The organism is Micromonospora sp. A3M-1-15, assembly GCF_024213425.1.
Classification (GTDB): Bacteria; Actinomycetota; Actinomycetes; order Mycobacteriales; family Micromonosporaceae; genus Micromonospora; species Micromonospora chersina.
On sequence record NZ_JANAVK010000005.1, the window covers coordinates 100,959 to 114,572 of the forward strand.

Consider the following 13,614-nt stretch of genomic DNA (forward strand, 5'->3'; position numbering starts at 1 on the left):
GCGGCCGCCCGTCACCGGGCCACGAGCCGGACCTCCCGGGCGGTGATGGTTTCCCCGGGCCGCGGCTGGAACACCGTCGCCCCGGCCCGGGTCTCCGCGCGGTAGAGCCACACCACGCCGTACCGGTCGCCGCCGTCGAGGCGGACGGTGGTGGGTCGGGCGGGCAGGGCGGACAGCCGCCACCGGCCGTCGGCGTCGGAGCACTGCTGCTGCTGGTACGGCACGGTGTCGCCGTCCCGGCCGGCGAACGCGAGCGGGCAGACCCACTGCACCGGCTGCCGGGTACGCGAGTCGACGACCCGACCGGTGATCGTGGCGCCGAGCGACATGCCGCCGTCCACCCCGGTGACCCGGCCGCCCCGCGGGATGGTCACCACGGTCGCCGAGGCCAGGTCGTCGCCGCCGTGGTACGCCACGGCGTACCGGCCCTGCGGGTCGTAGAAGATCACCCGGAACTGGCCGGGCACGACGTACTCGGCCAGGTAGGAGCCGGTCGCGTCGGTGCAGCCGCCGCTGTACCCGCCGCCGCCGGCGGGATCGACGTTGCGCAGCTCGATGCAGGCGCCCTCGATCGGCTGCCCGGTGGCGGCGTCGGTGATCCGCCCGCTGAGCGTGGCCGGCAGCCAGTAGGTGTCGTCCACCCGGACCGTCGCGCCCGCGTCGACGTCGATGACGGCCGCGCCGGCCCAGTCGGTGGCGCCGTACGCCCAGGCCGGCCAGCAGCAGTCGAAGGAGACCTTGTACGAGGTCGGGTAGAGCCCGCCGATCATCCAGCTGCCGTCCTCGGCGGTGGTGGTGGACCGCCCGAACGCCTCCTCCCGGTTCGCCAGCCAGACGAGCACGTTCAGGCCGGCGGCCGGGGTGCCGTCGGAGCGGGTGAGCGTGCCGGTCAGCGTGCCGGCACGGGGCAGCGCGACGTCGAGGACGGCGGGCGCGACCACCGGCACCGCGTCGCTGCTGGTCGCGGCCCCGGGTAGCCACGTCTGCGCCGGGTACAGGTCACCACCCGGGCTGACCTCGATCCGGTAGCCCACCCCGGATTCCAGGCCGTCGAGGGTGAAGGCGCCGGTCTGCAGGTCCACGCACGTCCCGGCGATGATGCCGCCGCCGTTGGCCTCCCACGCGTAGACGCAGGCGCCGTTCGCGGGCGCCCCGCCGATCTGCGCGTCGAGGACGTGGCCGGTGATGGACGCCGCCGCGGCGGACGCCGGGGTCGCCGGGAACGTGGCCAGGGCGGTGAGCAGGACGGTGAGTGTGACGGCGCAGAGCCGCCGGACGATCGGGCGCATCCCTCTTCCCCTTCCGCACCGCGGTCGCGGGTGGTGGCAGCCGAACGCTAGGGCGGATCCGCCGGCCGGGCCGGGGAGGCGGAGAGGAATTGTTGTCTGTCGACAATTGCCTGTGGTGGGCCGTGACATTTCCGTCCTTCGGGACGCTGCGATCCACTCCCCGGACCGGGTTGTCGGTCGGTCTCTCTACCGTGTGCGCCGTGAACGCCGTCCAGACGTACCGATACCTCCAGCCGTCCGCGCTGGGCGCCGCCGGTCTCGACCTCCAGACCTGCGGCGGCCCGGCGGCCAACCCGCGGTTCTTCTCCGGGTTCCTCACCACCCCCGCGGCCACGGCCGCCGGCCTGCTGGCCGTCGCCGAGGTGGCCCGCACCCGCTATCACCAGCCGGTCAGCCCGGCCAGCCTGGACCCGGTGGTGACCGGCAGCCGCGACCGGCTGCGCTTCGAGTCCTTCTCCGGCTGCTGCGGGGTGTACGCCCGCATGGACGTGCTGCCGGCCGGCTTCGACGGCGAGATCGCCGGGCACGGCACCACCAACGTGGATGTGAACCCGCCGTTGCGCGAGGCGCTGGCCCGGGTCGGCGGGCTCGAACCGCTGCACGCCGCCGTGGGCCCGGACGACCTGACCGTCTCCACCATGGACGGCGCGGTGGTGGAGAAGAAGGTCCCGCTGCCGGGTCGCTGGCTGCGCGGCTTCGCGGAGGTGCAGGTGCTCACCGCGGGGTTCGAGCCGCGCGCGGAGATTCCGGCCGCGGAGGCCGCCGCCTTCCTGCGCCGACTGCCCGGCGGCGCCGACCGCTCGGTGCTCTGGGCGGTGCCCGCCGGGCGGACGCTCCGGCTCACCTCGCGGCCCGTCCCGGGCGCCGTCTGCCTGGCGGGCGCGGGCCGGCTCGCGGCGCTGCGCGGAGTGCTCCGGCACGCGCGGGTCCTGCGGGTCTACGGGCCGGCCGTGCGGCCCGGCTCGCCGGCCGTGCCGAGCACCTGGGAACTCGACACCGGCGCGCTGCGGTTGTCGCTGACCCTCTCCCCCGAGCCCTACCGGGGCTTCTCCGGTGAGGGGGCGGCACTGCTCGCGCTCGCCGGTGACGAGGTGGTCGACGACGCCGAACTGGTCGCGACACTGCTCTCCTGGGACCCGACGATCGACGTCGCCGCCCTCGCCGACGCGGCGGCACTGCCCGACGACCGGGTCCGCGCGGCGCTGGCCCAGCTCGGCACCGCCGGGCGGGTCGGCTACGACGTGGCGGACGCCGGATACTTCCACCGCGTCATGCCCTACGACGCGGGCCGGGCCGAGCGGGACAATCCCCGCCTGGTCGGTGCCCGGGTGCTGGTCGAGCGGGGCGCCGTCGTCCGCGAGGGCGAGCACGCCACGGTCCGCAGCGACGAGGAGGCCTACCGGGTGCGCCGGCTTCCCGATGGCGGCTACGCCTGTACCTGCCGCTGGTGGGCACGGCACCGCGGGGAGCGCGGGCCGTGCAAGCACGCCCTGGCCGTGTCGATGGTCGCGGCGCCGGTGGAGGTGGGGGCGTGACCGACTTCTTCGAGTCCCTGGTCCGGGGCGACGTGCCCGCCGTCCGGTCGGTGCTGCACGCGCTCGACGAGCCGGCCCGCCGGGCGCTCGGCGAGGAACTGGTCGCCCATGTCCGGCGGCGGCGCGACAACTGGTGGTGGGGGAAGGAGGCGACCGCGCTGGCGGTGGCCGCGGTCGGCACGCAGAGCACCGCGACCAAGGCCGCAGCGCTGCTCGGCCGACGGTCGGTGTGGCTGCGGGACGCCGACCCGGAGCCGGTGGTCGCCGCGGCGCGGCAGCGTGGCGTGACCTGGCTGGCCGACCTGGCGTACCGGCTCGCCGAGCGGATGCGCCGCCGCGAGCCGTGGGAGGGCTGGCACTTCACGGCGGCGCTGCTGCGGGCGGAGCAGGCGCCGCCCCCGACCGGGGACGCGTTCGTCGCCGGCTGGGCCAACGCGATGTGGTGGCAGCCGCTGCACGGCCGGCAGCAGCAGCCGCTGCTCGACCGGCTGCGCGAGGATCCGTTCCTGGACACGTTGCTGCCCCGGCTCTTCGAGGTGGACGGGGTCGGCGCCGACCTGTCCGTCGGCGGTGACGGGCAGGCGGTGGCCCGGGCGCTGGTCGCGCTCGCGGCGGAGGGCCGGGTCGACCGGGCAGCCCTGCTGGACGGGGTCCTCGGGCGGCTGCTGCGCGGGGACCGGCCGGCCGCCCTGCGTCCGTTCCTCGCCCTGCACGACCTGCTGGCACCGACGCCGGACGAGGTCGCGGCGCGAGCGGGCGCGTACCTGAGGTTGCTCGCCGACGCGCCCGGCCCGGTCGCCACGACGGCGCAGCGGGCGCTGCGCGGGCTCGGCGACGCCGTGGAGCTGGAGGCCCTGGCGGACGCCGCGCGGGCGGTGCTGACCCGGCCCGAGAAGGGCCTGGTGCGGGCACAGCTGTCCTGGCTGGACGCGCTGGCCCGGCAGCGCCCGGACCGGGCGGCGGAGATCGCGGCGGTCCTCGCGGCGGGGGCCGACCACCCGTCGGCGGACCTCCGGGACCGCGCGGTGGCGCTGGCGGAACGCCACGGGCACCGGCCCGTCCGGTCCGCCGCCGTCGCGGTGGTCGGCGACGACCTGCCACCCCCGATGCCGGCGGCCGAAGCCCCGCCCCCGATCACCGAGGTCGACGAGCTGGTCGAGGAGGTGTCGGCGCTGGTCGGCCGGGGTTGGCCGGCGTCGGCGCTCGAGCGGGTTCTCGACGGCCTGGTCCGGTTGGCCAGCACCGAGCGGGAGCGGCTCCAGGCGGCCCTGTCGCCGGTGTTGCGCCGCCACCAGGTCGGCGCCTACGACCACCCGTGGGCGACGTTCAACGTGCCGGTCCAGCTGCACGGGGTCCTGCTGGCCGCCGCCGCGGCCGACGAGGCGGCCACCCGCCGGGACCAGTGGGCCGCGATCCTCAGCGAGTCGCTGACCCGCAAGCTGCGCCCGTTCTGGCGTCGGCGAGCCGTCGAGCCACCCCGCCGGCCCGCCCTCACGCTGGTCTACTGCTCCCGGCTCGCCGAGATCGGGCAGCGGCTGGACGGGCGGGACGACCCGGGGCTGCTGGCCGCGCCGACCTCGGCCAGCGGCGCCGTCGACCCGACCGCGCTCTACGAGCGGCTGGCCGCCCTCGGCGACCGTCCGGTGTGGCGGTGGGACCTGGCGCAGGCGCTGCTGCGGCTGCCCGCCGGCGTGGACGAGGCGCTCGCGGCGAAGGCGGCGGCGCTCGGCACGACCGCCGGCGACGAGCTCGCCGGCTGGCTGCGCGGAGACGCCCTGCCCACGCCCGTCCAGCGGGTGGAGACGGTCGGCCGGCGGGACCGGGTAGGCGGCTACGACTACGGCTACGACCGGTTGCCCGTTCGGCGCACCGTCGTGGCGAGTGCCCCGCCCGAGGGTGCGGCGGACCCGCTCGGGCTGCTCACCGTGCCGGCGCAGCCGGTCGGCCGCGGGCACGGGGCCTGGACCGACCTGTGGCCGGCGCTGCTGCCGGGGCACCGGGGCATGGTCGCCGCGCACCTGCTGCCGGGGATCGCCGGGGCCGCGCAGGAGGACGTCCGGGAGGCCGCAACGGTCCTGCCGGTACTGGCCGAGTGCGCCGGCCCGGGTGGTCCGGCGCTCGACCTGGCGCTGGCCTACGGGCTGTGCGCCCGCCACGAGGTGGACCGGGTCGCCGCGCTCGACGCCCTGCTGGCGCTGGCGGCCGCCGGCGACCTGGATGCGCCGGCCGTGGGCGCGCACCTGGGCGCGCTCGCCGCGGACGGCCAGGTGACGCTGGCCCGGGCGGCGACCCCGCTGCGGGACGCGGTCGCGGCCGGCGCCCCGCTGAGCATCTGGCGCCTGCTCGCCGGGGCCCTCCCGGCGCTGCTGGCCGCGCCGGCGCCGCCCCGCGGGACCCCCGACCTGCTCACCCTCGCCGCCGAGACGGCCCGGGCGACCGGCGTGCCGATCGCGGTGCCGGGCCTGGCCGAGATGGTGGCCCGGGGCGGTGGCAGCCGCCTCGTGACCGAGGCCCGCCGGCTCGCCGCCGCACTGCCCTGACGGGGCGGTGGATCGGGCCGGCCCCGAGGCGGGCCGGCCCTTCCGATCCGGTCAGGGGTGCATCTCGTACGCGCCGGCGAGGGCGACCACCCGCTGCCACACGCGGTCGGTGCGGTCGGCGTCGACGACCGGCCGCCGGAGGTGGGCGAGCGCCCAGGCGGCCTGCTCCTCGGTGGTGGCCGCCTTGCCGTGCAGTTCGGTGGCGTACGCGGAGAAGTCCCGGACCAGCAGGTCGAAGATCTCGTCCAGCAGGTCGGCGTCGAGACCGGTCAGCTCGGCCTGCTCCAGGATCAGCTGGCCGTAGACGACCAGGGCGAAGAGCTGGCCGACGGTGAGCAGGAAGTCCAGGTCCCGCTGCTGGGCCTCGTCCGGGGCGTGCGCGGCGAGCAGGGCGGTCAGCCCGTCGGCCTGCTCGCGGAACCGGGCCACGTTGGGCAGGTGGGCGTGCGCGTCGTAGGCGGCGCGCCAGTCGTGGAAACGGATCGCGCCGAGACCGCGGGCCGGCCCCTGCGCGAACAGGAACTCGTCGTCGGCCGGGTCCTGCCGGGTCGGCACGGGCGGGTGCTCGGCCGGCCGGAACAGGTAGTTGGGCATGAACTTGAGGATCAGCGCCAGGTTGACGTGCACCGTGCCCTCCAGCTTCGGCAGGCCGCGGATGTCCTTGGCGGCCTTGTCGAAGTAGGTGTCGGCCTCGAAGCCCTTGGCGGCGATCACGTCCCAGAGCAGGTCGATGACCTTCTCACCCTCGGTGGTGACCTTCATCTTGGTCATCGGGTTGAACAGCAGGTACCGCCGGTCGTCCGGGCCGGCCGAGCGGAAGTAGTCCACCGCCCGGTCGCTGAACAGCTTCATGGCCACCAGGCGGGCGTACGCGTCGGTCAGCTCGCGGCGCACGTGCGGGAAGTCGGTGACCCGCCGTCCGTAGAGGATCCGCTGGTGGGCGTGGGTGACCGCCTCGTACATGGCGTGCTCGCAGATGCCGATGGAGGCGGTGCAGAGGTTGAACTTGCCGACGTTGACGGTGTTGAGCGCGGCGTCGAAGGCGGCCGGGCCGGTGTGCAGCACGTCCTCGGCGCGCACCGGGTAGTCCTCCAGGCGGAACTCGCTGACGTACATCTGCGCGTTGACCACGTTGCGGACCAGCCGGTACGCCGGGTGCCGGCTGTCGGCGGCGAAGAAGACGTACCCCTCGGGGCCCTCGACGTCGGCGCGGCGGCCGAAGACGGAGACCAGCCCGGCGACGTTGCCGTTGCCGATGTAGTACTTGCCGCCGGTGGCCCGGAAGCCGCCGTCGGCGTCGGGGGTGAGCAGCAGGTCGGTGGAGTAGATGTCGGCGCCGTGCGGCCGCTCGGAGAGGCCGAACGCCATCACGTGGCCCTCGTCGAGCAGCGCGGCGGCGCGGGCCCGGGCGGCGGTGTTGCCGCTCTGCCAGACCGGACCGAGGCCGAGCACGGTGACCTGCCAGGTGTACCAGTAGCCGAGGCCGTAGAAGCCGAGGATCTCGCTGAGGGCGGCGTTGCGGGCCGTGTCCCAGCGCTTGTCCGGGTCGTCGCCGGCGTCGGCGGCCGGGGTGAGGAAGGTGGCGAAGAGCCCCTCCTTGGCGGCGAAGGCCAGGAAGTCGACGTACCACTCGTGGTGGTTGTAGCTGTCCACGAGGGCCTGCTTGCCGCGGGACTCGAACCAGTCGATGGTGGCGCGCAGCAGCAGCCGGGAGGTCTCGTCGAGGTGGGCGGGGTCGTAGCGGTGGGGGTGGAACAGCAGCGGGTCGGTCACGCCGGTCGCCTTTCTGCGGAGGGGTCGAGGTCGCGGAGGGTGTCGAGGACGTCGTCGAGCCAGGCCAGCACCATCCGCTCGTACGCGATGCCGCCCCGCAGCACGACGTGCTGGAGCGCCGCGCGGGCGTCCCGGTCGGCGGGGTCGGGGAAGTCGCGGCGCTCGCCGGCCAGGTAGCCGGCGAGGGTGGCCTCGTGGTCGGCGCGGTAGCGCTCGACCTCGGCGACCAGGGCGGCCCGGCCGGCCGCGTCGTCGAACGCGGCGCCGCGGATCTTGACGGCCAGCTCGTGCCGGACCGCCTCGGGCTGCACGGGTGCGCGCAGCCAGGTGACCAGGGCGGAGCGCCCGGCGGGGGTGACCGACCAGACCTTCTTGTCCGGCAGGCCCTCCTGGCCGATCTCCTCGGCGGTGAGCCAGCGGTCGCTCTCCATCCGCTTGAGCACCCGGTAGATCTGCTGGTGGGTGGCGGTCCAGAAGCGGCCGATCGAGCGGTCGAAGCGCCGGGCCAGCTCGTAGCCGGACGCGGGCTGCTCCAGGAGCGAGACGAGGATGGCGTGCTCCAGCGACATGCCGGCCATCCTGCTATGCAACGAGTTGCATAGCAAGGGCTCAGATGATGAGGTGGGTCCAGTAGGTGAGCCACACCGCGAACAGCGCGCCCTGGATCAGCGCCAGCCCGGCGGTGAGCCAGCCGTCGAGGCCGGGCCGGCGGGCCCAGCGGGCGAGCACCAGCGCCACCGGGAACGCGGCCAGCAGGTAGCGCAGGAGGCTCTTGTACACCGGCGGGCCCATCGACAGCGGCACCAGCACCACGATCACCGTGTAGGCCAGGTACGGCCAGTCGGCCCGCCGGCGCAGGCCGACGGCCGCCACGGCCAGCATCGCCACGGCGATCCAGACCCGCAGCGCGTTTGCCGAGTTGTCGCCGACTAGCGCCGACCCGGCCACCCCGAGCGGGTTCTGCACCTTGATCCCCCAGCCCTTCTCCTGGGCGTGCTGGTAGGCGAACCAGTCGCCGCTCTGCCAGCGACAGAACGCCATGAAGGTCAGCCAGCCGGCCGGCACCAGCAGCAGCGGCCAGCCCTCCCGCACGTAGCGCGGCAGGCTGCCCGGATTCAGGCGCCAGCCGTGCTGCCGCAGCAGCACGAGGGCCAGCGGGATCACCACCACGAAGCCGACCGAGCGGCTCATCGCCAGGAAGTAGCCGACGATCCCGACCACCAGCCAGCGGCGCTGCTCGGCGTACCAGAACGCGGCCAGGGCGAGGCAGACGAAGAGCGACTCGGTCAGCGCGGCCTGGAACAGGAACGCGGTCGGCAGGAGCAGCAGGTACCGCACGGCCCGCCGCCCGTCGCCCGGGTCCTCGTCGCCGAGCAGCCGGGCCCCCAGCCGGTACGCGAACCACAGTTGGAACAGCAGCGCCACGTTGGCGACCAGCAGCAGCGCCCAGGCGGTGTGCCCGCCGAGCAGCGGCGCGACGGGCCGCGCCAGGAACGGGTAGAGCAGCGGGAAGCCGAAGTCCTTCCACGGCCGGTCCAGCGGCAGCCGGGCCAGGTGGTCGTAGAGGAACGAGTCCCAGGCGAACCAGAGCGAGACCCAGCGGTGCGACGAGATCCGGTCCTGCTGGAGCCGCATCATCGTCTCGTCGGCGGGCGGCGCGCCGGGCACCCCGTCCCAGGCGGTCAGCACCAGCACGCCGACCAGGCTGAGCACGATCTTGGAACCGACGAAGACGGCGAGCACGAAGCCCCAGGGCGCGGGGATCCGCGCGGCCAGCCGCCGGCCCGCCGACGCCAGCCGGGCGCGTGCGCTGGGCCGCAGGTCGGGGCCGGGTACGTCCGCCGTCCCGGCCCGCCGCTCGTCCGCCATCCCGCTCCCACCGGTCGCCCCGCGACCGACCCCCGGACCGGGAAACCGGCCCCGCATCCCCGTTCCGCCCCGGTTCACACCCGCCGGACCCCGAACGGGTGACCCGGGCGTCGCGGATCGCGGGCGCAGGTGAGTCGGGCGGCAGGACGGGTAAGGGCGCTGCCGCATCGGCAGGCTGGCGGCGGGGGGCGCGGACGGCATGGGTGACGGCAACGGGACCGTGATCATCGGGGCGGGGCCCGCGGGGCTGACCGCCGCGTACGAGCTGCTGCGCCACGGCGAGCCGGTCCGCGTCTACGAGGCCGACGACGTGGTCGGCGGGATCAGCCGCACGGTGGAGCGGGACGGCTGGCGGTTCGACATCGGCGGGCACCGGTTCTTCACCAAGGTCTCCCGGGTGGAGGACTTCTGGCACGAGATCCTGCCCGACGAGGACTTCCTGCTCCGGCCCCGGATGAGCCGGATCTACTACCGCGGCGCGCTCTACGACTACCCGCTCAACGCGAGCAACGCGCTGCGCAACCTCGGCCTGCGGGAGGCGCTGCGCTGCGTCGGCTCGTACGGGCGGGCCCGGCTGCGCCCGCCGAAGGACCAGTCGCACTTCGAGGGCTGGGTGTCGGCCCGGTTCGGCTGGCGGCTCTACTCGATCTTCTTCAAGACGTACACCGAGAAGGTCTGGGGGATGCCGGCCGACCAGTTGCAGGCCGACTGGGCCGCCCAGCGGATCAAGAACCTGTCGCTCTCCACCGCGGTGCTCAACGCGCTGCTGCCCCGGCGCAACCGCAAGGACGTGACAAGCCTCATCGAGGAGTTCCAGTACCCGAAGCACGGCCCCGGGATGATGTGGGAGCGCTGCACCGAGGAGGTCGAGAAGCGGGGCGGCACGGTCCGCACCAACACCTGGGTGACCGAGGTGCACCGGGACCCGGCGCGGCGGCGGGCCACCGCCGTCACGGTGATCGACGCCGGGGACGAGCGCACCGAATTGGCCGACCACGTGATCTCCTCGATGCCGATCTCCGCGCTGGTGCGGGCCATGCGGCCGGAGGCCCCGCCGGAGGTCCGGGCCGCCGCCGACGACCTGCGCTACCGGGACTTCCTGACCGTCGCGCTGGTGGTGCCCGAGGAGTTCTCCTTCCCGGACAACTGGATCTACGTGCACGACCCGGCCGCCAAGGTGGGCCGGATCCAGAACTTCGGCTCCTGGTCGCCGTACCTGGTCAAGGACGGGCGGACCTGCCTGGGCCTGGAGTACTTCGTGTTCGAGGACGACGAGATGTGGCGGACCCCGGACGCGGACCTGGTCGCCTTCGCCACCGCCGAGCTGGAGCGGCTGGGCCTGGTCCGGCCCGGCTGCGTGGAGACCGGCTACGTGGTCCGGATGCCGAAGGCGTACCCGGTCTACGACGAGCGCTACCAGCACAACGTGGACGTGATCCGCGGCTGGCTGGCCCGGGAGGTGCCGAACGTGCACCCGGTGGGGCGCAACGGGATGCACCGCTACAACAACGCCGACCACTCGATGCTCACGGCCATGCTGGCCGCAGAGAACATCGTTCACGACGCCGGCCACGACGTCTGGACGGTCAACGTCGAGCAGGACTACCACGAGCAGCGGACGCCGTCGCGGCACGGCACCGGCCGGGACGCCCCGGTCATGCCCGCGCGGCGGTAAGGCGCGCGCGTGAGGGTGGTCATAACGGCTGGACGGCCGGGGCGGGCCTGCTGCTAGCCTTCTCGGCAGGTCATGAGCGCCAGCGTCAAGCCCCGGCTCGCTGGCCGGCAACCCTCCTCCGCGGTGGGGTGCCCCGGGTGAGGACCAGGCACCGGCAGCCGCCGGTGCAAGCGTGGCCTGGTACCCAGGTCATCACCGACCAGAGGGAACCATGTCTGCTCAGCTCCGCACCCCGCCCGCCGACGGCATCGCCTATCCGGCGCGGTTCGCGCTGGTCAAGCGGCGGCACGTCGACCTGATGCGGGTGTGCAGCGACGCCTGTCGCCGCGCCGACGCGCGCTGAGCGCCACTCCCCCACCTTCCGCACCATCCCTTTCCGGCTCGCCCGCCCCGGGCGCGCCGTCGGCGGCCTGCGCCCATGCCGCCTGAGACCCTGGAGACACCTGTGCGAATCCGTTCCGCCCTGACCCGCGCCGCAGCGCTCGGCGCCGCCGCCGTGCTCGCCGCCACCGCCCTCACCGCCTGCGGCGACGACGGCGCCACCAGCGAGGCCGCCAACCCGTACGGCCTGCTCCAGGCCGGCGTGCTGCGGGCCGGCACGCTCACCGACGCGCCGCCGAACGTGTACCTGAAGGACGGCAGGTTCACCGGCTTCGACAACGACCTGCTCACCGCGGTCGCCGGGAAGGCCGGCCTGAAGGTGGAGTTCGTGGGCACCGACTTCTCCGCCCTGCTCGCCCAGGTCAACAACCACAAGTTCGACGTGGGCAGCTCCTCCATCACCATCACCGAGGCCCGGAAGAAGACCGTCGACTTCGGCAACGGCTACGACTTCGGCTACTTCGGCCTCGACGTGCCGGCCGGCTCCCCGATCACCGGCTTCGACCAGCTCGCCGGCAAGCGGGTCGTCGTCGTGCAGGGCACCGTGCAGGACGACTACGCCACCCGGGAGAACCTGAACCCGGTCCGGGTGCCCGACTACAACGGCGCGGTCAACCAGCTCAAGGCCGGCACGGCCGACGCCTGGATCGCCCCGGCCGAGATCGGCGACAAGTCCGCCGCCGACAGCAACGGCAAGATCACGGTGGCCGCGAAGCAGCTCAGCCCCGCCCCGACCGCGTACGCGGTGGCCAAGGGCAACGACAAGCTCCGCGAGGCGCTGAACAAGGCCCTCGACGAGGTGATCGCCGACGGCACCTGGAGCAGGCTCCAGGCGCAGTACTACCCGGGCCGGCCGATCCCGGCCGACTTCAAGCCGGGCAGCGGCACGGTCGCCGTGCCGTCGCCGTCGGCGGCGTCCTGACCGGAACGATCGATTCGAGCGGGGCGGACGGAGACATGGATCCACTGAGCACCCTGTGGGAGACCTTCTTCGACTGGGACTCCATGCGCGAGGCGCTGCCCGAGATGCTGACCGTCGGGCTGCCCAACACGCTGATCCTGGCGGTCTCCGCCGCCCTGCTCGGCTCGGTGCTGGGCATGCTGCTGGCCGTCGCGGGCATCTCGCGTACCCGATGGTTGCGGTGGCCGGCCCGGGTCTACACCGACGTGTTCCGCGGCCTGCCGGCGGCGGCGACCATCCTGCTCATCGGCGTCGGCCTGGCGCCGCTGGGCATGCAGGTGTGGGGCCCGAACCCCTACCCGCTCGGCGTGCTGGCGCTGTCGCTGATCGCGGCCGCCTACATCGGCGAGATCTTCCGCGCCGGCATCCAGAGCGTGGAGGCCGCCCAGCTGGAGGGGGCCCGGGCCCTCGGCTTCTCCTGGGGCGAGGCCATGCGCCTGGTCATCGTCCCGCAGGGCGTACGCCGGGTGCTGCCGGCCTGGGTCAACCAGCTCATCGCGCTGATCAAGGACTCCAGCCTGGTCTACTTCCTCGGCCTGGTGGCCAGCCAGCGGGAGCTGTTCCGGATCGGCCAGGACTACGCGGCCACCACGGGCAACGAGTCCGCGCTGCTGCTGGCGGGCCTGTTCTACCTGGTGCTGACCGTGCCGCTGACCCACGCGGTCAACTGGATCGACCGGCGGCTGCGGCAGGGCCGGGCGGTGGCCGCCCCCGACCTGGACGTCGAACTCGACCCCGCCGGCGCGCCGGCGCCGGCCGGAAAGGACCCCCGATGAGCACCGCCACCACCACCGCCACCTCGGTGAGCCTGGCCGTGCGGGACGTGCACCTGGCCTTCGGGCGCCACCAGGTGCTGCGCGGCGCCGACCTGGAGGTGGCCCGGGGCGGGACGGCCTGCGTGATCGGCCCGTCCGGGTCCGGCAAGTCGACGCTGCTGCGGACGATCAACCGGCTCATCGAGCCGGACCGGGGCGACGTGCTGCTGGACGGGCGCAGCGTGCTGGGCGACGACCCGGACGCGCTGCGCCAGCGGATCGGCATGGTGTTCCAGCAGTTCAACCTCTTCCCGCACATGACCGTGCTGCGCAACCTCACCCTCGCGCTGCGCAAGCTCAAGAAGCTCCCCGAGGACGAGGCCGTGCAGGTCGCCCGGACCCAGCTCGACCTGGTCGGGCTGGCTCACAAGGCCGACGTCCGGCCGGCGCAGCTCTCCGGCGGCCAGCAGCAGCGCGTGGCCATCGCCCGTGCCCTCGCGCTGCGGCCGCAGGTGATGCTCTTCGACGAGGCCACCTCGGCGCTCGACCCCGAGCTGGTCAAGGGGGTGCTCGGGGTGATGGCCGACCTCGCGTCCGCCGGCATGACCATGGTGGTGGTCACCCACGAGATGGGCTTCGCCCGCGAGGTGGCCGACACGGTGGCCTTCATGGACGCCGGCGTCGTGCTGGAGGCCGGCCCGCCGTCCGCCGTGTTCGAGGCGCCGGAGCACCCGCGACTGCGCCGCTTCCTGTCCCAGGTGCTCTGACCCGATCGGGCGAGATCGTCGCCGACGTGGACGGTCCGGTTACGACGATCAACTTCGGGGGTAGGAGCC

11 protein-coding genes and 1 riboswitch are annotated in these 13,614 nt (G+C 74.3%); of the genes, 7 read left to right on the forward strand and 4 right to left on the reverse strand.

Features of this window, described 5'->3' with window-relative positions; genetic code table 11:
• Positions 1 to 11: 11 nt before the first annotated feature.
• A complete protein-coding gene (locus NLX85_RS24675) occupies positions 12 to 1,289 on the reverse strand; it encodes a collagen binding domain-containing protein (protein WP_254338957.1) in 1,278 nt (425 codons plus the stop codon).
• A gap of 200 nt (positions 1,290 to 1,489) precedes the next feature.
• Here NLX85_RS24675 and NLX85_RS24680 point away from each other — a divergent pair, with 200 nt between their 5' ends.
• On the forward strand, positions 1,490 to 2,824 hold the full coding sequence (locus NLX85_RS24680) for an SWIM zinc finger family protein (protein ID WP_254338958.1): 1,335 nt from the start codon (positions 1,490 to 1,492) through the stop codon (positions 2,822 to 2,824).
• Positions 2,821 to 5,364: a hypothetical protein gene (locus tag NLX85_RS24685; protein ID WP_254338959.1), complete on the forward strand. Its 2,544-nt coding sequence runs from the start codon at positions 2,821 to 2,823 to the stop codon at positions 5,362 to 5,364. Before NLX85_RS24680 ends, NLX85_RS24685 begins: the two co-directional genes overlap by 4 nt.
• A 51-nt stretch (positions 5,365 to 5,415) precedes the next feature.
• Here the strand turns inward: NLX85_RS24685 and NLX85_RS24690 are convergent, their stop codons facing one another.
• Genes NLX85_RS24690 through NLX85_RS24700 form a run of 3 tightly spaced genes read right to left on the reverse strand, consistent with a single transcriptional unit; the run spans position 5,416 to position 9,006 of the window.
• A complete protein-coding gene (locus tag NLX85_RS24690; protein WP_254338961.1) occupies positions 5,416 to 7,137 on the reverse strand; it encodes an acyl-CoA dehydrogenase family protein in 1,722 nt (573 codons plus the stop codon).
• Complete coding sequence (locus tag NLX85_RS24695; protein WP_254338963.1) at positions 7,134 to 7,706, reverse strand: PadR family transcriptional regulator; 573 nt, start codon at positions 7,704 to 7,706, stop codon at positions 7,134 to 7,136. Before NLX85_RS24695 ends, NLX85_RS24690 begins: the two co-directional genes overlap by 4 nt.
• Positions 7,707 to 7,746: 40 nt before the next feature.
• Complete coding sequence (locus NLX85_RS24700) at positions 7,747 to 9,006, reverse strand: hypothetical protein (RefSeq protein ID WP_254338965.1); 1,260 nt, start codon at positions 9,004 to 9,006, stop codon at positions 7,747 to 7,749.
• Positions 9,007 to 9,205: 199 nt separating this feature from the next.
• Between NLX85_RS24700 and NLX85_RS24705 the strand changes: the two genes are divergently transcribed.
• The 5 genes from NLX85_RS24705 (at position 9,206) to NLX85_RS24720 (ending at position 13,545) form a co-directional block, all read left to right on the forward strand.
• Positions 9,206 to 10,681 carry an NAD(P)/FAD-dependent oxidoreductase gene (locus NLX85_RS24705; protein ID WP_254338967.1) on the forward strand — a complete coding sequence of 492 codons (1,476 nt, stop codon included), beginning with the start codon at positions 9,206 to 9,208 and terminating at the stop codon, positions 10,679 to 10,681.
• Positions 10,682 to 10,749: 68 nt separating this feature from the next.
• Positions 10,750 to 10,860, forward strand: a riboswitch (SAM riboswitch).
• Positions 10,861 to 10,892: 32 nt separating this feature from the next.
• On the forward strand, positions 10,893 to 11,024 hold the full coding sequence (locus tag NLX85_RS33145; RefSeq protein WP_255509826.1) for a hypothetical protein: 132 nt from the start codon (positions 10,893 to 10,895) through the stop codon (positions 11,022 to 11,024).
• Between the two features lie 102 nt (positions 11,025 to 11,126).
• A complete protein-coding gene (locus NLX85_RS24710; protein WP_254338968.1) occupies positions 11,127 to 11,984 on the forward strand; it encodes an ABC transporter substrate-binding protein in 858 nt (285 codons plus the stop codon).
• A gap of 35 nt (positions 11,985 to 12,019) precedes the next feature.
• Complete coding sequence (locus NLX85_RS24715; RefSeq protein WP_254338971.1) at positions 12,020 to 12,799, forward strand: amino acid ABC transporter permease; 780 nt, start codon at positions 12,020 to 12,022, stop codon at positions 12,797 to 12,799.
• Positions 12,796 to 13,545: an amino acid ABC transporter ATP-binding protein gene (locus tag NLX85_RS24720; protein WP_254338973.1), complete on the forward strand. Its 750-nt coding sequence runs from the start codon at positions 12,796 to 12,798 to the stop codon at positions 13,543 to 13,545. The genes NLX85_RS24715 and NLX85_RS24720 overlap by 4 nt, the downstream gene beginning before the upstream one ends.
• Positions 13,546 to 13,614 lie beyond the last annotated feature (69 nt).